This is a genomic window from Methylocystis rosea (genome assembly GCF_003855495.1).
GTDB classification, from domain to species: domain Bacteria; phylum Pseudomonadota; class Alphaproteobacteria; order Rhizobiales; family Beijerinckiaceae; genus Methylocystis; species Methylocystis rosea_A.
Map to the genome: position 1 here is coordinate 2,321,545 of NZ_CP034086.1, position 20,407 is coordinate 2,341,951.

General features: G+C 60.0%; 18 protein-coding genes, 1 tRNA gene and 1 pseudogene. 10 read left to right on the plus strand and 10 right to left on the minus strand.

The features are described 5' to 3' along the window. Positions 1–148 precede the first annotated feature (148 nt). A complete protein-coding gene (locus tag EHO51_RS11235; RefSeq protein ID WP_124738978.1) occupies positions 149–2,887 on the plus strand; it encodes a glycoside hydrolase family 2 protein in 2,739 nt (912 codons plus the stop codon). Between the two features lie 41 nt (positions 2,888–2,928). After that, a complete protein-coding gene (locus EHO51_RS11240) occupies positions 2,929–4,734 on the plus strand; it encodes an ABC transporter ATP-binding protein (protein ID WP_245434559.1) in 1,806 nt (601 codons plus the stop codon). A 24-nt stretch (positions 4,735–4,758) separates the two neighbouring features. Here EHO51_RS11240 and EHO51_RS11245 read toward each other — a convergent pair whose 3' ends face one another. From EHO51_RS11245 to EHO51_RS11265, 5 genes are all read right to left on the minus strand, one after another. Continuing rightward, entirely contained in the window at positions 4,759–5,973 is a 1,215-nt protein-coding gene (locus EHO51_RS11245) for a glycoside hydrolase (protein WP_124738980.1), read from the minus strand. Positions 5,974–6,006: 33 nt separating this feature from the next. After that, positions 6,007–7,299 (minus strand): family 1 glycosylhydrolase, encoded by a 1,293-nt coding sequence (locus tag EHO51_RS11250; RefSeq protein ID WP_124738981.1) that lies wholly within the window; start codon positions 7,297–7,299, stop codon positions 6,007–6,009. Between the two features lie 383 nt (positions 7,300–7,682). After that, positions 7,683–7,976, minus strand: coding sequence for an HdeA/HdeB family chaperone (locus EHO51_RS11255; protein WP_018409211.1), 294 nt, complete (start codon positions 7,974–7,976; stop codon positions 7,683–7,685). A gap of 17 nt (positions 7,977–7,993) precedes the next feature. Further along, positions 7,994–8,290, minus strand: coding sequence for an HdeA/HdeB family chaperone (locus EHO51_RS11260; RefSeq protein ID WP_018409212.1), 297 nt, complete (start codon positions 8,288–8,290; stop codon positions 7,994–7,996). Positions 8,291–8,684: 394 nt separating this feature from the next. Beyond that, positions 8,685–9,827 (minus strand): HupE/UreJ family protein, encoded by a 1,143-nt coding sequence (locus tag EHO51_RS11265; RefSeq protein ID WP_124738982.1) that lies wholly within the window; start codon positions 9,825–9,827, stop codon positions 8,685–8,687. A 271-nt stretch (positions 9,828–10,098) separates the two neighbouring features. On the opposite strand from EHO51_RS11265, the gene EHO51_RS11270 reads away from it, so the two are divergent. Continuing rightward, complete coding sequence (locus EHO51_RS11270; RefSeq protein WP_245434560.1) at positions 10,099–10,650, plus strand: copper resistance CopC family protein; 552 nt, start codon at positions 10,099–10,101, stop codon at positions 10,648–10,650. A 39-nt stretch (positions 10,651–10,689) separates the two neighbouring features. Next, complete coding sequence (locus EHO51_RS11275) at positions 10,690–11,259, plus strand: hypothetical protein (RefSeq protein ID WP_124738983.1); 570 nt, start codon at positions 10,690–10,692, stop codon at positions 11,257–11,259. 32 nt (positions 11,260–11,291) lie between these two features. Here EHO51_RS11275 and EHO51_RS11280 read toward each other — a convergent pair whose 3' ends face one another. Next, complete coding sequence (locus EHO51_RS11280) at positions 11,292–12,506, minus strand: PepSY-associated TM helix domain-containing protein (protein WP_124738984.1); 1,215 nt, start codon at positions 12,504–12,506, stop codon at positions 11,292–11,294. A 374-nt stretch (positions 12,507–12,880) separates the two neighbouring features. Between EHO51_RS11280 and bufA2 the strand changes: the two genes are divergently transcribed. The 4 genes from bufA2 to EHO51_RS11300 all read left to right on the plus strand — a co-directional run bounded on the left by bufA2 (position 12,881) and on the right by EHO51_RS11300 (position 15,725). Then, positions 12,881–13,138 carry a BufA2 family periplasmic bufferin-type metallophore gene (gene bufA2, locus EHO51_RS11285; RefSeq protein WP_124740126.1) on the plus strand — a complete coding sequence of 86 codons (258 nt, stop codon included), beginning with the start codon at positions 12,881–12,883 and terminating at the stop codon, positions 13,136–13,138. Positions 13,139–13,562: 424 nt separating this feature from the next. After that, on the plus strand, positions 13,563–14,186 hold the full coding sequence (locus EHO51_RS11290; protein WP_348629937.1) for a hypothetical protein: 624 nt from the start codon (positions 13,563–13,565) through the stop codon (positions 14,184–14,186). Between the two features lie 145 nt (positions 14,187–14,331). After that, complete coding sequence (locus tag EHO51_RS11295) at positions 14,332–15,009, plus strand: hypothetical protein (RefSeq protein ID WP_124738986.1); 678 nt, start codon at positions 14,332–14,334, stop codon at positions 15,007–15,009. Between the two features lie 386 nt (positions 15,010–15,395). Further along, complete coding sequence (locus tag EHO51_RS11300; protein WP_124738987.1) at positions 15,396–15,725, plus strand: TIGR02300 family protein; 330 nt, start codon at positions 15,396–15,398, stop codon at positions 15,723–15,725. Positions 15,726–15,996: 271 nt separating this feature from the next. Here EHO51_RS11300 and EHO51_RS11305 read toward each other — a convergent pair whose 3' ends face one another. The 3 genes from EHO51_RS11305 to EHO51_RS11315 form a co-directional block, all read right to left on the minus strand. After that, a complete protein-coding gene (locus tag EHO51_RS11305) occupies positions 15,997–16,179 on the minus strand; it encodes a hypothetical protein (protein WP_124738988.1) in 183 nt (60 codons plus the stop codon). A 194-nt stretch (positions 16,180–16,373) separates the two neighbouring features. Next, positions 16,374–16,751 (minus strand): hypothetical protein, encoded by a 378-nt coding sequence (locus tag EHO51_RS11310; RefSeq protein ID WP_245434561.1) that lies wholly within the window; start codon positions 16,749–16,751, stop codon positions 16,374–16,376. A 70-nt stretch (positions 16,752–16,821) separates the two neighbouring features. Next, positions 16,822–17,721, minus strand: coding sequence for a manganese catalase family protein (locus EHO51_RS11315; RefSeq protein ID WP_124738989.1), 900 nt, complete (start codon positions 17,719–17,721; stop codon positions 16,822–16,824). 483 nt (positions 17,722–18,204) lie between these two features. Here EHO51_RS11315 and EHO51_RS11320 point away from each other — a divergent pair. Both EHO51_RS11320 and EHO51_RS11325 read left to right on the plus strand, forming a co-directional pair. Further along, positions 18,205–19,586, plus strand: a pseudogene (locus tag EHO51_RS11320) (NAD(P)/FAD-dependent oxidoreductase); the annotation flags it as partial. A gap of 15 nt (positions 19,587–19,601) precedes the next feature. Continuing rightward, complete coding sequence (locus EHO51_RS11325) at positions 19,602–20,186, plus strand: diguanylate cyclase (protein ID WP_124738990.1); 585 nt, start codon at positions 19,602–19,604, stop codon at positions 20,184–20,186. A gap of 107 nt (positions 20,187–20,293) precedes the next feature. Here the strand turns inward: EHO51_RS11325 and EHO51_RS11330 are convergent. Further along, positions 20,294–20,367, minus strand: a tRNA-Gln gene (locus EHO51_RS11330). Positions 20,368–20,407 lie beyond the last annotated feature (40 nt).

The window sequence follows — 20,407 nt, forward strand, 5'->3', positions numbered from 1 at the left end:
CTGCGCGATCCGGCTAAGCTTGAGTCGCAAATAAAAATACTGGCGTTTTGACGGTCGCTATGTAGAAAATCGACTGTGGATCGCTCATTGTTATACCGACCAACGCGTCGATGCTCGGCGCCGGCGCTTTTGGTCGAGGTGAGGTTAGGTGAGCGCAGCGCGCATATCCCTAGACGGGTCGTGGGACTTCAAATATCTCGGCTATGGCGCCAAGCCGGCCGAGAGCAGGACGATTCTTGTCCCAAGCCCTTGGCAAGCCCAATTCGCCGATCTGCGCATGCGCGGCGGCGTCGCGGTCTATCGCCGAGAGGTGGAGATACCTGAAGAATGGCTGGAGGAGCGGGTGTTCCTGCACTTCGGCGCCGTTTTTCACGTTACCCATGTGTTTGTGAACGGCGCATTCGTGGGCAGCCATGTGGGCGGCTTCCTGCCGTTTCATTTCGACATCACAGACCGGATCGTCAACGGAAAAGCCGAGATTAAGGTGAAGGTGGAAAGCCCCACCGACGACCCGTTCGAATTCCCCACGACGCCTTTCGCCGAAATGCCCTTCGGCAAGCAGAGCTGGTACGGCCCCCTCTCTGGAATATGGCAGTCCGTGTATCTCGAAAAGCGGATCGCGGACCACGTAACCACGGTGCGCGTGCGTTCATCGCAGGCGAGCGGAGAGATTTCGGCGCAAGTGCGCTTCGAGAGCCCGCTCACGGACGCCGCCGACGTGACGATTACGGTCGTCGACGCAGAGGAAAACGCCGTCGCGCAGTCATGCGCCAAACTGGCGGCCGGCGTTGAAAACGCCCTGCTGTATTCCTTTGTGCCTGCGCCTCGCTGCTGGTCGCCTGACACCCCCTATCTCTATCGTCTGCAAGTCTCGATGAGGCGCAAAGACGTCGTCGTCGACCAAATCGAAACGACATTCGGCTTTCGCAGCGTCGAAACCCGAGACGGGAAATTGTATCTCAACGGCAAGCCGTTCTATCTGCGCGCCGCTCTCGACCAGGACTATTATCCCGACACGATCTGCACTCTGCCCTCAGTCGAATTTCTCGAGGATAGATTTAACAAGGCGAAGCAACTCGGGCTGAACGCGCTGCGCTGTCACATTAAGGTGCCGGATCCGCGTTACTATGAGGTTGCCGATCGCCTTGGCCTGCTGATTTGGGCGGAATTGCCGAACGCCGGGGATTCGACCGAACTCTCGCGAGAGCGCAAGGAGCTCACGCTGAAGGGCCTGATCGATCGCGACGGCAACCATCCTTCGATCTTTTGCTGGACGCTGATCAACGAGAACTGGGGCGTCGACCTTGTCCATGACCCCTATCACCGCGCATGGCTGAAGAAGCTGTACCTGTGGCTCAAGTCCTACGATCCGTCGCGGCTTGTCGTCGACAATTCGCCCTTGGCGCCAAGCTTTCACGTGCAGACCGATCTCGCGGATTTCCATTTCTATGCCGCCATTCCCGATAGTCGGGAGGACTGGGATCAGTTTGTCGAGGAACTCGCGGGAAGGGCCGAATGGCTCTTCAGCCCCGAGGGCGACGCGGTCATCACGGGACAGGAGCCGCTGCTATGCTCGGAATTTGGCAATTGGGGGCTGCCTGACCCTGAGAAGTTGAGAGACGCGGCCGGCGCCGAAGCCTGGTGGTTCGAGACCGGCCACGACTGGAGCGAAGGCGTCATGTATGCGCATGGCGTTCGCAACCGATTTCAAGACTGGAGTCTCGATCGCGTATTCGGGACGTTCGAAAGCTTCGTCGAAGCGACCCAGTGGCAACAGTTTCGGGCGCTGAAATACCAGATCGAAGCCATGCGCCGGAGGCCGCAGATCGCGGGCTACGTCATCACCGAGCTGACCGATTGTCACTGGGAGGCGAACGGCCTTCTGGACATGCGTTCGAATCCGCGCGTTTTTCACAATCTGTTTCACTCGATCAATGCCGATACGGTTATTCTGCCCACACTCGATCGTCCCGCCTATTGGTCGGGCGACGCCGTTCGCCTCTCGCTCTGCGTGGCGCATGGCGGGCCAAATCCGCTGGAGCCGTCGGCTCTCGACATATCGCTCGCCGAGCCGATGACGTTGGAAATCCCCTCCATCGAGCCCGGCGCTGTGGTCGATCTCGGCGTGATTTCGGTGACCCTTCCGGTGGTGGAGCACTCCTGCCTGCGCCGTCTCACCCTGCGCTTGCGTTCTCTCGACGGACGACTTCTCGCGAGCAATGAAATCGACGTTGCCGTGCATGCAAGGCCGCGACCGCCGGAGCTTTCGCTATGGTCGTCGCACGGCGACATTCGGGACCGGTTGCAGGCGCTTGGCTATAGGTTGGCCGAAGGGGCCGAGACGGCGGACGTCGTCGTCGAGACGCAAGCTTCCGCGGCGCTGGCGGCCTATGTGCGCGCCGGCGGGCGAGCCGTTCTCTTGACCGAAACGCCAGGCTCGCTCACGCCATTCTTTCCGCATTGGCAGAACGTCAAGGTGGTGGCGCGCGACGGCACGCTCTGGCGAGGCGACTGGGCGTCCTCCTTCGCCTGGCTTCGACGGCAGGGTCCGTTCGCCGCGATTCCCGGCGGGCCTCTGCTCGACCAGGCGTTTGATCGTGTGATCCCGACGCATATCATCTCCGGCTGTAATCTCCTTGATTTTCAGGCGCGGGTTCACGCCGCACTGGTTGTCGGGTGGATCCATCGTCCGGCTGCGATTGCGGTCGGACGCAACTACGGCACAGGCCGCATCGTGATCGCGACGTTCAAACTGTTCCGTGATCCTCCGGGAGAAGATCCAACCGCCGCGGCTTTGCTTGGCGGCCTGATCGAGGCGGCGGCGCGAAGCGCCGGTCCGGCGCCTGCGATCTCCAAGCTCGAACCCGTGGGCTGGGAAGACCTTTAGGCGAGCTGGCGCGTTATAGCGCCATGCATTCTGCGCAAGACATGACAGACGTCGCGGTTTATCGCCGGGCGCTGACATACTTCCTACAAGACCGGGTGAGGATCGCCGCGCTTGTCGCGATGATAGCGGTCTCCGTCAGCGTGGGCCTCCTGGAGGCTTGGCCGCTGGCGGTGCTTGTCGACTCCGTGCTTTCCAGCGAGCCGAAAGGCAACTGGATACACAGCTACTTCCTTGCCGTATTGCCGAAGGACAAGCCGGGGCAGATTGCGGGTCTGGTCGCGATCGGACTTGGACTGCAACTCGTCGGATATGCGGCCTGGATGGGCCGCATGATGATCAACTATTACCTCAATTATCGCGGCACGACGCGGGTGCGGTTTGATCTCTTCACCAAGCTTCAAAATCTTGGCCTCACGTATCACCGCAGCCGACCGCAGGGCGACTCGATCTATCGTCTGACGACAGACGCCTTCGGCCCGTGGGGCATCGTCGACGTCGTGATTGGAACTTCGGTTGCGGCCGTAACGCTCACCGTGATGACCATTATTCTTTTCTCTCGAAACGTCAGTTTAACGCTGGCGGCATTTACCGTCGCCCCCTTGATGATATGGAGCAACTGGCGATTTGGCGTCAGAATCCACAAACGCGCGCTTGATTCCAAGCAGATCGACGCCGATCTGACCGCGCATATTCAGCAGGCGATGGCGCGTATACCTTTGGCGCAGGCGTTCCGTCGCGAGGCTTTCGAATTCAGACGCTTCTCCGGCGCGGTCGGCAGAAGCGTCGAGGCGCTGCTGAGTTTAAATTGGCAGGAACAGCTCTATCCTCTCGCGCGCGACGGCATCCTGTCCGTGGGCGGAGCGATCATCCTCGGCTATGGAGGCTGGCTCGTTTACCGAGACCAGTTTCTCGTGCCCGTCGCCGACGGAATGACCGTCGGAACGCTGCTGATTTTCATCGACTACTTGCGCAAGCTTTGGGACCCGCTGAAATGGCTCAGCGAGTTCTTCGCCAAAGTGCGCATCTTCGAGGCCGCTTCGCGACGGGTTTTTCATGTGCTCGACGAACCGGAAGCCGTTGTCGATACGCCGGCGGCGCGTTGGATATCCAGTAAGCCGCGAACTCTGACGCTCGAGCGCGTAAGTTTTGACTACGGGAGCGGCAAGCAAATTCTCACCGACGTATCGGCGACGATACGGCCGCGCGAGATGGTGGCCTTCGTCGGAGCGAGCGGCGCCGGCAAGAGCACGCTCTTGAGTCTCATGCTTCGGTTCTACGATCCGACGAGCGGGGCGCTACGCTTGGACGGCGTCGACTTCAGGAACCTACGGCTCGAGGCGCTAAGAGCGCATTTCGCGCTCGTCGCACAAGACAGCCTCGTGCTGCCGGCGACCATCGCAGAAAATCTCGCCTATGGCCGGCAGAACGCAACGCGAGCGGACATCGAACGAGCCGCAGAAGACGCGGGCGCCGCAGAATTCATTCACCCTCTGCCTGATGGCTATGAAACCGTGCTCGCCGAGGGCGGCGCCAATCTCTCCGGCGGTCAGCGTCAGCGAATCGCCATCGCGCGCGCGCTGCTATCCGACGCGCCGTTCCTCATCCTCGACGAACCAACGAGCGCGCTCGATCCCGAGCAGGAGCGTCGGCTGATAGAAACGCTGCACCGACTGAAAGGATCACGCACGATTATTCTCGTGACCCACCGTCTGGAGTCGGTCGTCGATTGTGATTGCATCTTCGTCATGAGCAAAGGACAAATCGTCGAACGCGGCGCGCACGACGCGCTCATCTCTTCAGGCGGCGCTTTTTCAAAAGCGCGGAGACGTGCTGAAGCGGCGGAGTGACGATTTGCGGGGATTAGGATCTCGTCAACGCGCCGCGTAGCGCTTGCGCCTCGCAAGATTGAACTGCGAGGCGCGGCGGGATTCAGCCTCCTGCTGCGCCTGATGAAGCGCTTCGAGCGGCGCTGCGCCTTGAAGCGCCTCCGCCATCGGTTCGCACAGAAGCCGGCCTGCGCCGGGGTCGCGGTGACAGAGCGGATCCCACAAACCCATGGGCGTCCAAAGATCGCGATCATGCCACTCGGGCATTCCCAGAATCGGATATAGGCACGCCCCGCGCAAGGGCACGTTCTGAAGCAAGAGCGCGTGGCAGGCGCTGACAACTTCGCACAGCCACGGTCCACGATTGTCCCCGACGTGACTGGTCTCCGTGATCATGACCTCGCGGCCGTAACGCTGCCAGACAGAGAGAACGAGATCCGATAGCGGCGCTCGGCGCGGATCATCGTCGTGAAGCGGCGGCACGTTTCCGTCAGCGTTCGGCGTGTCGTTCAACTCCCACTGATTGGTCCAGTAATAATTGATTCCCACCACGTCCAAATGTTCAGGACTGCCGCCGAGTTCGGGCAGAAGCCTGCCGCACAACATGTCCCAGCTTTGAAACACGAGCCTGTTATTGAAATCATGCGCCTGAGGAGCAAGATCCGGCCTGTCCTCGGGACAGACGACTCGGCACAAGGGATCGACACTGACGAAGCGCGCATCGGGACAGGCGGCGCGTATCGCATTGATTCCAGCGATTGCGCCACGCGCGAGAACGACCTTCAACTCCCAGCCTCGTCCCGACCCGTACGGCGCGAACAGCGCCTTCTCGCCGCCGGCATAGGCCATGAAGGAAGGCTCATTGATCGGCGTGAAGACGCAGGGACCATCCATGCGCGCGGCCACGAAGCGCGCCACCGCATAGCAGTAGTCTGCGAAACGCCGGGGGAACGCCTCGGACCAAAGGTCGACGTCCTGAGGGAAACCATAGTGAAAGAGATCCCATATCACCCCTACGCCGTGGCGGTTTGCGGCCTCGATGAAGGGTTCGAGCGAGGAGAAATCGTATCGACCGCGACAATCGACGAGCGGCCAACGAACGGTCTCACGCGCGGCATGCAAGCCCAGTCGCGCGATGTCGGCATAGTCCGCGTCGACATTGGCGTCGTGACCTGTCGCGACGACCTGATCGAACCACTCGCCGTGCCGGTTGAAGCCTGTCGACCCCTCGAAACCCGCAAGAAAGAAACTCTGAAACATGCCTTTACTCCCGGTTCGCTCGTGGAGGCTGCGCTACGGCAGCCGAGGCGCTGGCGCGAGCGGACCCACCGCAGCCGCGCCGCCGGACGTCAGTCGACGATAGGCGTCGACAAGGGGCGTCTCGATACGTTCCAGCCGCCCCGATGGATCAGGATTGAGATCCCAAAGCCCCATTTGCAAAAGATGATCGTGGAGCGGTCGCAGCCCCTGTCGATAGGCCCATGTCACGAGCGCGAACATCGGCCACCACGTATAGCCCACAATCGGTACGCCGTTCGCGCGCAGCGTCTTCATCGCCTCGACGGAGTCAGTGAGCCAGGCCTGTCGCTGTCTCACCGAACCCTTGGTCGCGGTTTCCGAGATCATGATCGGCGCGCCGTAACGTTCGAAATACATCTCGCCGATCTTCATCACGAGCGCGCCCGACGCGTAGGGCATTCGAACGCGCAGTCGCCCGAAACGGTCCCGCGACATCCGCTTGAGCGTGAACATCGGGTAAAGATTCACCCCAATGACGGAGAGCTCAAGCGGGCGTTCACGAAAGGCGTTCAGCGCCGGTTCCGCCGCCCCCTGGGTCAGAAGCCAGGTCCACAGCGGATGGCGCGGATCGACGCGCCCGCTGATGAGATCGAGCGCAAGAAACACGATCCTTTGACGCCGCTCTGCCTCCTCAGCCAAGGCGGGGTCGCTCGACTCGAAAACATCGGTGGCGTCGACGTGAAACGCGACGATTTCGGGGTCGACGTCCTGTAGCGCACGGGTCGTTTCGACGATTCCGCGACAGATGGACAGCATCACCGCAACGAAACTCGACCAGCTGCGCCCGTACGGCGGCCACCAGCCCAAACGTCCGCAATACCACGCGGTGATCCGAGGCTCGTTCAGCGGCGTGTACCACCTGATCCTTCCACGGAAGCGTTCAGCAAGGCGGGCGGCGTATTCCGCCACGCGCCTTGGATAATCCGCGTTGAGGAAGGCGCGCTCCATCCAATGCGGCAAACCGTAATGCACGAGGTCAACGATAGGATCGATGTTAAGTTCGAGCATGCGCTCCAGCGCGGCGTCGACGAAGCTGAAATCCCAGGTCCCCGGCGCCGGTTGCACCCGATGCCAGGGCACGCCATAGCGCGCGCAGGGAACCCCCAATTGCGCCATCAGCGCGATATCCTCTTTCCACCGCCGGTAATGGTCTGTCAGCTCATATTCGTCGAGCATGCGTCCGGTTCTTGGATGCGGATCGGTGATGAACGTGTCTTCAACGCCGGTGGCCCATAGAAAGGCGCCAGGCGCAGTGAGCCGATCGAGTTCCGTCGCGCTCGGAAGCATCAGGCGCGATTCACAAGAACGCGGCGCGCCGTAGCGGGAAATGGTCTGGCAGCCCGAGAGTCGCCGCGGTGGACCACAGACAGCGTAGGCGCTGGATCGGATGGCGTAGGAGCGTCGTTCATCGAAGGCGTCCTCCGTCTCTTCGCCGCGTGTCGCGCGTGAACCATCGCGAATGCACGCTCAAGCTCGAGACAGCAGCGGCGTGCAGGCCCCTACCTTAACCCTAGAGATCGGCGTCGGTTCCGGCGCGCCGGCGCATCACGTTCCCGCAGCTGAGAAAGTCGGACGACGGCAGACTGCCGCGTTGGAGCTGTAAATAATGAAATTCAAAAAGAAATTGGCAAAGCGCACGGCCGACTCCCTGGCCGTGCGCTTCATTCGGGTCAGCGGGCGTTCTTCTGGATCGCATCCATGAGCGAAGAATTCGGCTTCTTCTTGCAATAACGCGTGATCTTATCCGTATTGCGTTTCACGTAGCGCGATTCGATTACGGTGATGTTGTTCTTGGAGCTGAAATAGCCCCTCATCCAGTTGGCGACGAAGTCCTGAGTGTCTGCGTCGTACCCGGCAAACTGCTTGCAGGTGATTTCCGACATTTCGATCGTGACCTGCGCGTTGGCCGGAACGGCGAAGGCGGCCGCGGCGAGAGCGCCGGCGAAAATAAGTTTGCGATTCATGTGGTTCCCCGTTCCTTTTACTTCTGCTCGAAAGCGCGCTGCAGACCCGCCATGACCGACTCATTCGGATTGGAAGCGCACCAGCTCTTGACGCTGGCGGAATTTTTCCGGAATAAGTTCACGTCGATGAAGGTTCGGCCGCTTTTCTGCGCGAACCACCCACCCATAAACGCCCCGAAGTCTGCTTGATCGTCGGCCGGCATCGCCAACAATTCACCGCAGGTGATGCGGGTCATGTCGATCTTGACCTGCGCGTTGGACAGCGAAGGCGCGAGCGCTCCCGCCGCGGCAAGCGCAATTATCAGCTTCCTCATAAGATTTCCTCCAATAAAACCAGATTTCCGAAGAGCCGCCTCACCCTGCGGCTTTCGCCGGGAAAGGGCTCGCCAACGCCGGCGGTCCGCTGGACTTGCCTATCGCTCCGCCTAACGCCCCAGCCCGGCGCTTGAACTAAACATTAAAGAAATGAAAGTCCATCGGCGTGAATTGACTCTCGGCGGTCGCTCCCGAGTCTTTAAATTTTTGCAGTGCGCGCCAAACAAGCTTTTCCAAGCCGCATGAGCCAGTTCGCCCTGGAGGGCGGTTCGCTTTTAAAAACAGCGTTCAAGGGACGAAAGCCCGGCATATGACTACGCCGCAGCATCTTTAGGAGCGAATGAATGAGCCGCGTCGCCGGCCGCACGGAAGATCGCGCTCCGCCGATAATTCCTAGCCCAGCTCGGCAATACGCACAAAGAACCAATAAGCGCCAAAACAGGCGATGATCGCTGAGCAGACCTGAACGAGGAACGGGCTGCGCTGACCGTGAGTGAAGTTCTTATCGATCAGGAGGAGTAAAGGGAGAACGACGAGCACGACGCCGATCTGCCCGACTTCGACGCCGATATTAAAGCTCGCCAACGCCGGCACAATGGCCCGCTGAGGAACGCCGAGTTCGATCAGGCCGCTCGCGAAACCAAAGCCATGGATGAAGCCGAACGCGAAGGTGTCGCGCCAGCGCCCGTCGACCCTGCGCGTAAAGAAATTCTCGACCGCCACATAGATGATCGAGAGCGCGATGGCGATCTCGACCCAACTGCTCGGCAAATTGACGAGTTCAAGCGCCGCAAGCGACAGGGTGATCGAATGTGAGATGGTGAAAGCCGTTACGATCTTGACGACAGGCCAGATGCGCGTCGCCCATAGCATCACGGCGATCAGGAAGCACAGATGATCATAGCCCGTCACGATGTGCTCGACGCCGGCCGACAAGAATTTCGGCGCAAGCTCCCAAGGCGTCAGCAACGGCTTGGAGAGATCAACCATCGCATCGCCGGGATAGATCATCACCTGCCCGGGCGCCGGCTCGCGGCCCATGCGCTGCGCCTCGGTCAGACTGGATTCATCGCTTTTTTTTTCCCCGATGCTGACGAGATGTTTCGCACGCGGCCCCTGCGCATCAAGAAGTCTGAACGGATTGTATAAAACCTGCCCTTGAACCGCGCTGCAGTCCATCCGCAGCACGACTTTTGAGTCATTAGGATTGGTCGGATCATCGCCGACAGAAACGACCGTGCTCGCGCAGGTCTGACCTTCCGCATTCTGCAGATCGACGCGCTGCCGAATGAACTTGCCGATCATGCCCTCGATCACGCCCGGCTCGGTGAGATCGACCTCGTCGCTCTTCGGTTTGTTTTCGGCGAACATGCGCTCGATGTCAGTTCCCAGAAAGCCGACCTCGACGCGATAAAGACCGTGCCCTTCCGGCACGATACGGCTGCTGGAAATATTCGCCGTATGGGCGTGCGCCGCCGGCGCACTCGCGAAAAACGCCACAGCGACAACGACCGCGCCGTTCAGCAACCACATCATCGGGCGGACTCCCTTGACGCGCCGCGCGCCGGCGGCGTATGCACTTTTCTAAAAAGATGCATATCGAGGGAGAAGGGCAAGCTCAAGTCGGACGGCGTTCTTAGGAGGAAAACGCGTTCTCGCGCTGTGATGCGATACGATTTTTTGGCGCCGCGGCGGAATGGCGTCGCCGCTCAAGTCTGTGACAAGATGAGCAATCGGCGTCTCGTGGCCCGACGCAGTCTTTGTGCGCGAGCGGGCTAGAAATGATGATTAAATCGGACTTCGCCCCATGACGAAGAGCGGACAGGCAAGATTCTCCCGTCGAAAAGGCGATTTCTGGACGACGCTCAACCGGCATGTGCGCCTGCTGTCGCTTGCTGGGGCGATCCTGTCAGTCGGCGCGACGCCTCAACCCGCCGCAGCGTACCGAACTGTCTTTAACTCCCCAGGTCCCAATCAACAACTGAGCGCTGCTCCGGCGATGGTGCTCACCGGCCCGTCGCGCCCGCCGCCAGAGCCGCAGCGCCCGCCGATCATTCTGGCGCATGCGATCGTTGTCCGCACCTCCCCCGCGCAAGGCGGCGTCGGCGCTGAAGACATCGGAAAAGTGGAAGTGTGGTACGACGCCGGCATTCGCGACGCCTTCGCCGCATTGGCGGTTGTGAGCGCATCGGGCGAAAGGGTCGACAAGCGCGACGCGGCGATTGATAGCGCCGATCCGAGCCATGTGTCGGTGAGCGTGAATCGGTTGAATCCCGGCAAATACACTGTGCGCTACCGGGCGCTTTCGGCTGACGGCCATCTCGTCAGCGGCGCTTGGGAGTTCGAGGTGCGTCCGTAGAGGATGTCGCAACGCGCAAAGGACAAGGAACAACAAACGATGCGTCCGACTGTTCGCCTGAACTTGTTGCTATTCGCGGGCATCGTTCTGATCGCCGGCGTCAATATCGCGATGTTTTCCTACTCATTCTGGGGTCCGGCTTTCAACCAGCGTTTGAATGATTTCTGGAAGGCGCGTGTCCTTCAGCCTGCCGTGAAGGCGGGCGATCGCACCATATCGGAATGTCTAGGGGTGAGCGACTTCTACTCCGTGCATCTCACGACCTACTTCCTGCCGGATTCCGAAGAGAGCGCCGGAGGGCCTACCAACGATTTGAGCAAGTATTACGAGTTCTGCGATCGCGTGCCCGGAACGGGCAAGGTCATTTTTTCCGTCACGCTCATGGAAAAGGAAGCGAGAAACGAATCCGTCGCGCTTTCCTTCTATCAATATGATGCTGAAGGGGGCCTTAAACAGATCAACGCATTGCCATCTCATACGCATTCAAGCGGCTTTGTAACTTTGGACGCAACGGTCGCTCACAAGGGAAAATATCTCCTCAAGCTTGCGTTCGGCGAGGCGAAGAACGCAGAGGACACGATCGAAATGCCTATCTTCGTGGGGCGATGACCCGCAAATTCGGAACGAACAGAACGGATTTGTCAGCCTGTCGCGCGCCTTCGCGCACGGCGCTTTTGTCGCCATCGCAAAAAGCCCGTGACGTAAAGGACAAAGGGCGTCAGCCCGACCACCAGAACGATCGATCGGCCGATCGCGCCGAAAGCCTCGCCGGTATGCAGCGGGAAGAGCCATTCGAGGAGCCTCTCCCCTGCGGTGAACGCATTGCGATCTTGCACATACAGAACTTGTCCGCTGTACTGATCGACGCCGACATTCCGAAACGTTGTGGTTCTGTTGGGCTCGTCTCTCGACTGCTTGCCGACGACATAGACGCCGCTTGGCGTGCTCGGCAGGAGAATCCAGTGAAGTCTTCCATCGGAGAAGATTTTATCGGCGATTGCAACGGCTTCGTCGACGCCGATCGGCGGCCGGCCTGGAATTGGCGTCGATTTTCCATAATCCGGATCTGCGCGCACCTGTGAAAAAAGCCCAGCCACGGAACGCGTCGCCGGTTTGAAAATCATGGCGACTCCGGTGAACAGCGTAACCAACAAGAAAACGCTGACGTAAGCGCCGACGCTTCTATGCGCGTCGTAAACGACTCTCTCTGGGCTTGCTCCCCATTTGATTTTAAGACCCCGCCGCCAATCGCCATTGCGCGGCCACCACAGATAAAGACCGACAAGGATAGAGATAAGAATAAGTATGGCTATCGAACCGAGTACATAGGCGTTGTTGAATCCAAGCAGCAGGGTCCAATGAAAGGCCATGATGATTGGGACAAGGGGCTGTGACAGCGTCTTGTCTCCATGCAGATGGAGGCGCTGGCCTTTGACTTTCGCGGTGTAAGGATCGACGAACATCTCGTAGACATCGGTGTCGAGGTCGTCGGTCTCGACCATGTATGTGATCGCCGCCGCCGATGCGGAATGGCGCGGCATTGTGACTCTCTCGGCCTTGCCCTCGGCGGGCATCGCCGTGATAGCGGCTGCGAGAATTTCATTGAGCGGGCGGGAAACGGGCGGCGCCGGGATTTCAACGCGCATGATTGAAGCGTTCAGCCATTCGTCGATGTCCTCGCGAAAGGCGAGAATGCTGCCGCTGAGCCCGACAAAAACGAACACCGCCCCGGCGAAAAGCCCAATCGTTCGATGAATCTGAAGGAAGACCTGGCGAGTGAATTCGCGTCGACGCAGGACGCGCGACGGCGACGCGACTTCCTTTCCAACGTCGGTTTCGACCGTCCTATCGGACATTGCAAAAGACTCGGTCCAGAGGCTCATTCGCACTCAGATCGCGTTTGATCGGACCGATTTCGGGCAATCTTGTCAACAAAATCGGCTCCCGGGCTCGCTGCGACAAGGCGCGATCGACTTCCCGGCGGACGATCCGCCCTCGAACGCCCTGGTCACGTCCTCTTCTATAGGCGAACGACCAGATTCCGCTACGCGTGGAAGAGCACAGTCTTTCAAAGCATCCTGACGCGTATACGGAGAGCGGCTGTGTGGGCGCCCTTCTCATCGCTCCAATACTGTCGCCAAGTCGTTGGGGCATTTTTTGCTTTACCACCCGCGACTGGTAAACCATGGTGGCAACTTGGTGCGATGCGGACAGAGATGAGACGAAAAAAATGAAAACAGATGGAAGCAAGGGAGCGACGCTCGCGGTCGCTGCCATTTCTATTATCCTGGCCGGCGCGGCGCCGCCCGCGATGGCGGCCTCGACCGGCAAAGTGCATTGTCTCGGCGCCAATAGCTGTAAAGGCAAGGCCGACTGTCACTCACCCAAAAATGGGTGCAAGGGTATGAATTCTTGCAAGGGCCAGGGCTGGGTCTTCAAGGACTCCGTCGCCGCTTGCGAAGAGGCCGGCGGTAAGGCTCTCGACTGACGCGCGTCGCGCTGTCCTGTCAGCGCGATCTCGCGTCGGCGGACAGTCTAAAATTTTTGACGGATCAAGGCCCACGCGGCGCGCGCGCTCTTGAGCTTGGGCGACCATTTGGCGTGCCGCCGCGTCCTTGCTGTGCAGCGTGCGTCGCTATCGCTGATAGCTCGGCTCCGACTTTAAATCTCGAGCTTTGCCCGCTCCAATAGCGCGCACCCCCTCTTTCCTTTTTTAGCGCTTCCAGACTGCCGCGTGGGCCACGCGGGCGTTCACGCTCAAGGCGAAGGTTTGGGCGTTCGCTGATTGATCTTGCCGGCGCCAAATGGCCGCTAATTAGGATCTTATCTTTTGGGGGCGTTGAAGTTGGGAGACGAACATGTCGATAACGGTCGGTGACTTGGCTTTCCCCGCGCGCGCTAGGCAGGGCGGCTTGAGCAATGATGTTGGCGGCGTTGCAACCGTCATCCTCGCTATTCTTGGACTCATCGGTTTCTACGCGCCGATTATGGCCGTGATCGCGACAATTCTGTTCGGCGTCACGCTGTTGATCCAGGGCAACGGCATGATGTCTGGTTATGCCAGATTTTCTGTTCCACTCGGCGCCAACTCTCCGATTAAAGGTTTCAACGTCAGCAGCCGTTCGGCGCTTGTTCTGTTTGGCGCGGGCGGCATCGCTCTAGGCGTGCTTTCTCTGCTGGACTTCAACGCCGCGCTGCTGACGCCAATCGCGTCGATTGTGTTCGGGAGCGCGCTTGTCTTGAGCAGCGTCTCTGTGTGGCGTCTCAATGCCGTCAGACGCGCGTCAGCCAAGGGCGAGGAGTCTTCGGGAGACATTCTCGCAAACCAAATGCTTTTTGATTCCGCCGGCATTCAGATCTTTGGCGGCTTCGCCGCAGTTGTGCTCGGCGTTCTTGCCGTGTCCGGCGCAAGGAACGACCTCACGTTCAACCTCGTGGCGCTGCTCATTCTCGGTTCTGCGCTCGTTCTCAAGGGGGGCAGCCTGAACGCCATTCTTCTCAGCTTTATGCACTCAACTTCGCGACGTGCATATTGAACCAACCTTGCACGCACTGCGGCTTGGCTTGCGGTCTGCGCCGTTCGTTAACGCGACGTCGTTCTTGACTGCGTGAATCTAACGCTATGTGGAATCGCGCGCGGCTCTTGCTCGTGTGGCATATCGCAAATCTGGAGGCACTGTCATGTCCATTACTTCTCGGGAGTCGGCATTTCGTGAAACGGCGGCGTATGGGGGCCTGATCGACGCCATCGGCGGTCTGGCCACCGTCGTTATCGCCATCGTTGGATTATCGGGCGTGAATGCGCCGATGATGGCGTCGATCGCAACGATCGTCTTTGGCGTCGCCTTGTTGGTTCAAGGCGGAACGATGCTGTCGGAATACGCCCAGATTATCTTTCCAGCAGGCTCGAGAGCCACGAACGTCGAGGGATTCGGCGGCAGCAGCCTGTCCGTCGTCTTCCTCGTCGGCGTGGCCGGCATCGTTCTTGGCGTGCTTTCGCTGCTCGGCATTGAGCCTGCAACGCTGACGCCGATCGCTGCGATCGCGTTTGGGTCGGCTCTGGTTCTGAGCAGCAACGCCGTGTGGCAACTGCATGTGCTCAGCCAGGAGTCGCTGAGGAGCAGAGATCAAATGGGCGCCGGCGGCAGCGAAATTCTCGCAAGCGAAATGGCCTTTGGCTCGGCAGGCATTCAGGCGCTCTCGGGTTTGGCCGTGATCGTGCTGGGGATTCTCGCCATCGCCGGCACGGCGAATGATCTGACGCTCAACCTTGTCGCGTTGCTTGCGCTTGGCGCGACGATCGTGTTCACGGGCGGTAGCCTGAGCGCCACATTGCTGAGCTTCATGCGCTCGCGCTAACAGGTCGCGTGAGTGGCGCTGACGGTGCGAGGATCGCAAACTCGCATCGTCTTCTCCTTGGCCGCCGCTGTTTGAAGCGGCGGCTTTCGCCCACGTGCACGTTCTGATTTGTTTTAACCTGTCCTCTCCATTGATGCCGGCAGCCTCACAGCGCACCGGCTCCGCCTTGTATTTAGGTGACCCATTCCCCAAATATTAAAGGCTGTTTTCTGCGATATTCGCGGCGCCATCGCGAAATATTACGGCCGATGCTCTGCGCCGTGCTAACACTGCGTAGCCAATGAACTGGCATCGAGAGCCGTTTGGCGCCAAGTCGCCCTATAAGGGCGATCAATATTACATCCTGCCGCGCCAGCGCACGCAGTCCACTTCGAAGGGATATCTCAATGGCCAAAGCTGAACTTGGCGTGAAACGCCGATGCCTAACTTGTGCAACGGCGTTTTACGATCTCAACCGCTCGCCGATCGTTTGCCCAAAGTGCGCCGCGGCTTTTCAAGTCGTGGAGGTCTTGCGTTCGGCCGCAAGGCGACCCTATTCGGCAAGTTTCGCTAGGCCTACGCCAGTCGCTCCGGTCATTGAACCGGTTGTCGATGATGTTCTGTTGTCAACGGCTGATGACGAAGAAGAGTCAACGGCCGATGAGGAAGAAGACAACGTTGACGAGGTGCTGGAGGAAGTGGACGAAGCAGACGCCGTCGAAACCGCTATCGAATAACGGCCGACGTTTTGGCCCGTTTTAATCGAGGCTGGGATCAATCCCTGCCAACGACAAAGCGAAGACGACGACACACAGGGCGAGCGCGACCGTGACGCCGACAAGCGGCGCGGCAAAGCTGGGGAGTTTTTTAAGAAAGCGCATGAACCCTGTTCGCCTGAGAAAGATCGCGATCTAAATGGCGAGCCGTTAAGAGTAGGTTTATTGACCGCTGTCAAGTGGAAAGCGATGTTCGGCGCCCCCACCGTTGATAATTCACTCTATCAACCCGTTATTTGCGCCGTGTCCGACGCCATGAGTTGAAGATCCAGGCGCCGACGAGCAGCACTAAAAGATAGACGATCGCCGCCTGAGCCACTTCCGGGAGCTGATCCGCGACCGCTGGCCAAAAAAGAAATGCGAGGAGAGTGACGACTCCTGCGACAAGGGCAGCCAGGAGCGCATCGTAATGCATCGTCCGCGAAGCCTCCGACCCCTGAACGCCAAGTCCGATGAACGCGACGCGGCCCCGTTTCCCAGCGCCTCAAACATAACTGCACTGGCGCTGAAGATCGAGCGCAATCGCCTCTGGACGTCGTGCGTTTCGATCATCGTCGTCGGGGGCCCAAGCCTATGCGCCGCGCGATACTTGCGGCTCGATGGCCCCGCCTACCGCTGACCCTGCGCCTGAGCCGCGCTGTATATATCAAGCAGCCCGATCGCGGCGACGGCGATGACCGCGAGCCCGCTCGCCAACTGGCGGTTCCGACGGATGCTGTATAGGCCCGGCGCGAGGGTCACCATATCCAGCACATCGCCGGCGACGCGCGCCCAAAGCCACGGCGCTTTCTGGCGTGCGGCAAGAATGCCGACGCCGCCAAGAAATTCGCGAAGACCATAGGCCTGCACGAGGCTTCCATCGACGCCTACCATACTGCCAACGCGGCGCGGCGCGAAGAGTTCGGCGAGTCCTAACGCAATCGAAAACCAGCCGAGAAAGTTGGCCAGCTTCGAAGAGCGCGTTTCCTTCATCACCATGGTGGTCATTGCAGATGCCTCAGCCGTTTGCTGTCGAAGTGTTGGACGCCGGCTGCCGCCGCCGGCGTCCAATCCTTGATCATTCCGCAGGCGAATGTCGCGCTTGGGCGCCGCCGCTGCTGCCCAGATCCGCCCCCGTCACCGGATCAGAACCGGGATTCGATTTCGTTCGCGCAGCGTAATTGGCGAGGTCCTCGCTTTGTGATGATCCCAGATCAACGCTCGCCGCGCCGTCTCCGCCGTCAAGCGGAATGCCTCCGAGCACATCGTCCATGCGCTGCCAATTCTCGCCCGTGTTCCAGGGACCCTTATGATCGGTCGGCCCCTGCGATGTGTTCACATAGAGATGCGAGAACTGCGGCATGCTAGGCATCTTGCCGGGCGGGAAGTTGGGTTGAATAGCGTAGAGCGCCTTCTCGAATGAGATCTGGTGGGCGATCTCACGCGTCATGAGGAAGCCGAGCGCCTCTTTTATGCCGGCGTCGTCGGTGACGTTGATGAGCCGCTCGTACACGATCTTGGCGCGCGCTTCCGCGGCGATGTTAGACCGCAGGTCCGCCGTCGGCTCGCCGATCGTGTCGATATACGCAGCGGTCCAGGGAACGCCCGAAGAATTGGTCAGGCCCGCGCCCCCGCCATACAAGATCGCCTGCGTGTGGCTATCGCCCCCTTGAGTGACCGAGCGATACAACTCAGCCTCGGACTGCGTCGCCTCCGCGAGCTGACCCTTGGCGCCCTTGTTCAGCATGGACACGATGCTGCCGATGATCTCAAGATGGCTGAGTTCTTCGGTGGCGATGTCAAAAAGCATGTCGCGCCGGCCCGGATCGTCTTCGGCGATCGCCTGCGTGAAGTATCGCATCGCCGCCGCGAGTTCTCCTTGTGGACCGCCGAACTGTTCAAGCATCAGACTCGCGAGGACCGGATTAGGCTCGGATACCCGGACCGTATATTGAAGTTTCTTATTATGCGTGAACATGACTGCTCCTAGGTTCACGGTTCAAGGTCGTGGGAAGCGTGGCGGCCGCATCGGCCGCCGTCGGTATCAGTGAACTTGCGGAAAGAGACTTCGTTCCTGATTCATTTGGGCGAATGCTTTTTTGCTGAGCGTGCTTTCACGCCAGACGCGGAAGCAGCGATCGGCCGCACGCTTGAGCTTTCGCAAATTACTCGGAACCACTTCGAGGAATGGAGGGCTCGAGCGTAACGGCCGTAGCCCGACTTATGCTCGAAGCTTCCATCAAGCTGTGGAACACCGAGCAGGCGCGTTCGTTCTACTCTCGCCTGGGCCGTCGATTGCCGCCCGGAAACCCGATCGCGCAGAGAAATCCCGATGAATGTCTCTTTTGAAAAAAGTCGATCCTTTTGGACGGACGAGCCTGTTCTCGAAGGCGTTAGCTCTCTTTTGAACGACGAACGCGCTGATGTCGTCGTTGTCGGTTCTGGCGTCGCGGGTATGTCCGCGGCGTATGAACTCGCGAGCAGCGGCAAGAAGGTCATTATTCTCGATCGAGGACCGATCGGCAAAGGAATGACGGCGCGCACGACCGCGCATCTCGCGTCAGCAAGCGACGACGGTTTTGATGAGCTCATCCGATTGCGCGGGATCAACAACGCAAGCGCCTGGCGCGAAAGCCAGCAGGCGGCAATCGATCGCATTGAAAACCTGCAACAAAAACTCAAAATCGACTGCGACTTCCAACGGGTCGACGGTTATCTCTTTGCGGCAAGAACAGAAGACGTCGAATGGCTTGAGCGCGAGTTCGAAGCGACGCAGAAGGCGGGGCTTCCGGTCTTCAAGCAGACAGGCGTTCCCCTTACCGGACATGACGCCACGCCGGCGCTTCGCTATCCCGATCAGGCGCGCGTGCATCCGCTCAAATATCTTCACGGCCTTGCGCGCGCGATCGTCGACGCCGGGGGACGCTTCTATGCCGACGCCGCGGTGGTTGAGGTGGCGGAGGACGATGGCGGCGTAAAAGTCGTGACGGCCGACGGCCGTACGGTCCACGCGGATTTCGCGGTGGTCGCCACGAATGCGCCGATTAGCGACCGCTTCGCCATTCACACCAAGCAAGCGCCTTACCGAACCTACGCCATGGCGTTCGAGTTGCCCGCCGGCGCGCTTCCGGACGCATTGTATTGGGATACGCTCGATCCGTATCACTACGTGCTGGCGAGGACAATGTCGACGTTTTGATCGTCGGCGGCGAGGATCATCGCTCGGGCGAAGCAAATGATGCTCCTGATCGCTTCGCGGCTCTGGAGGATTGGATGCGCGCGCGTTTGCCGTCGCTCGGCAAGGAGCTTAGCCGCTGGTCCGGACAGGTTCTCGAACCCATCGACGGCATGGCGTTCATTGGCCGCGACCCTGGGAGCGAGCGCGTTTTCGTGGCGACCGGCGATTCGGGGCAAGGGATGACTCATGGCGCGCTCGCCGGCCTGATCATCAAGGACATGATCCTGACCGGCGCCAGCCGCTGGGCCGAGGCCTATGATCCCGCGCGCTCGCCGCTCAACGCCGTGGGCGAATATGTGAGCGAGAATCTCACCACGCCGAAGAACTTCGCCGAATATGTTACGCCCGGCGAGATCGATTCATGGGATCAGCTCAAGCCCGGCGAAGGCGCGATCGTGCGCAGCGGCTTGAGCAAGGTCGCCGCCTTTCGTGACGACGAAGGCACGCTGTTCCTGCGTTCAGCCGTTTGTTCTCACCTTGGCTGTCTCGTGCACTGGAACGCCTTCGAGCGATGTTGGGACTGCCCCTGTCACGGATCTCAATTCGCGCCGGACGGCGAAGCGCTCAACGGCCCCGCTTACGGACCGTTGCAAGAACATAAGCTTTAAGAGCCGGTGCGGATGGAACAGGATCCGACATTACTGGTGCTGATGTATTTTGTCGTGCCGGTCTGGCTGATGGCGGGGTTCGCCGATTGGCTGTGTCATCGCGCGACAAACATCGCAACAACCTCCGGCGCGAAGGAATCCGTTCTTCATCTCCTGCTCTTCGCCGAAGTCGCGGGCCCGTTCCTCGCGGCGGTTCTGCTAGACATCAACGCGCTCGTGCTCGCCTTCATGATCGTGATGTTCTTCGCTCACGAGGCGACGACGCTTTGGGATTTGAGCTATGCGGTGAATTTGCGCGAGATCACCCCCATCGAGCAACACGTGCACAGCTACCTCGAAATGATGCCGCTGATGGGCCTGCTGTTGGTCGCGGCGCGCCACTGGGCGCAATTTCTGGCCCTCTTTGGATTTGGCGATGAATCGCCGCGCTTTGACATCGCGCTGAAAGCTCCTCCACTGCCCCTGGCCTATATCGTCAGCGCTCTCGTCGCAGCCTTGCTGTTCGCGGTCCTGCCCTACACCGAAGAGCTCTGGCGTGGCTTGCGCGCCAATAACGGCCGCTTCGTTCCGCGCGCCGCGAGATCGCCCGCGCAATAGAATAGACCAGCGGTCTGCTCGCGCGCGAGCGACCCGGCGGCCGTCGTTGACGCCGAGGCGACGGGCAGGAGTTTGTGACAACTTATCTCGCGACGTCGTGACGTGCGTGGCTGGGGGACCTGGATTCGAACCAAGATTAACGGAGTCAGAGTCCGCTGTTCTACCGTTGAACTATCCCCCAACGGCGCCGCGCCAACCTAGCGCGACGACTTCCTCGATGG

Coding starts and splice junctions, on each gene's coding strand:
- EHO51_RS11240 (WP_245434559.1), top strand. CDS start 2,929: ATGACAGACGTCGCGGTTTATCGCCGGGCGCTGACATACTTCCTACAA.
- EHO51_RS11245 (WP_124738980.1), bottom strand. CDS start 5,973: ATGTTTCAGAGTTTCTTTCTTGCGGGTTTCGAGGGGTCGACAGGCTTC.
- EHO51_RS11250 (WP_124738981.1), bottom strand. CDS start 7,299: ATGCTTCCGAGCGCGACGGAACTCGATCGGCTCACTGCGCCTGGCGCC.
- EHO51_RS11255 (WP_018409211.1), bottom strand. CDS start 7,976: ATGAATCGCAAACTTATTTTCGCCGGCGCTCTCGCCGCGGCCGCCTTC.
- EHO51_RS11260 (WP_018409212.1), bottom strand. CDS start 8,290: ATGAGGAAGCTGATAATTGCGCTTGCCGCGGCGGGAGCGCTCGCGCCT.
- EHO51_RS11265 (WP_124738982.1), bottom strand. CDS start 9,827: ATGATGTGGTTGCTGAACGGCGCGGTCGTTGTCGCTGTGGCGTTTTTC.
- EHO51_RS11270 (WP_245434560.1), top strand. CDS start 10,099: ATGACGAAGAGCGGACAGGCAAGATTCTCCCGTCGAAAAGGCGATTTC.
- EHO51_RS11275 (WP_124738983.1), top strand. CDS start 10,690: ATGCGTCCGACTGTTCGCCTGAACTTGTTGCTATTCGCGGGCATCGTT.
- EHO51_RS11280 (WP_124738984.1), bottom strand. CDS start 12,506: ATGTCCGATAGGACGGTCGAAACCGACGTTGGAAAGGAAGTCGCGTCG.
- bufA2 (WP_124740126.1), top strand. CDS start 12,881: ATGAAAACAGATGGAAGCAAGGGAGCGACGCTCGCGGTCGCTGCCATT.
- EHO51_RS11295 (WP_124738986.1), top strand. CDS start 14,332: ATGTCCATTACTTCTCGGGAGTCGGCATTTCGTGAAACGGCGGCGTAT.
- EHO51_RS11300 (WP_124738987.1), top strand. CDS start 15,396: ATGGCCAAAGCTGAACTTGGCGTGAAACGCCGATGCCTAACTTGTGCA.
- EHO51_RS11305 (WP_124738988.1), bottom strand. CDS start 16,179: ATGCATTACGATGCGCTCCTGGCTGCCCTTGTCGCAGGAGTCGTCACT.
- EHO51_RS11310 (WP_245434561.1), bottom strand. CDS start 16,751: ATGACCACCATGGTGATGAAGGAAACGCGCTCTTCGAAGCTGGCCAAC.
- EHO51_RS11315 (WP_124738989.1), bottom strand. CDS start 17,721: ATGTTCACGCATAATAAGAAACTTCAATATACGGTCCGGGTATCCGAG.
- EHO51_RS11325 (WP_124738990.1), top strand. CDS start 19,602: ATGGAACAGGATCCGACATTACTGGTGCTGATGTATTTTGTCGTGCCG.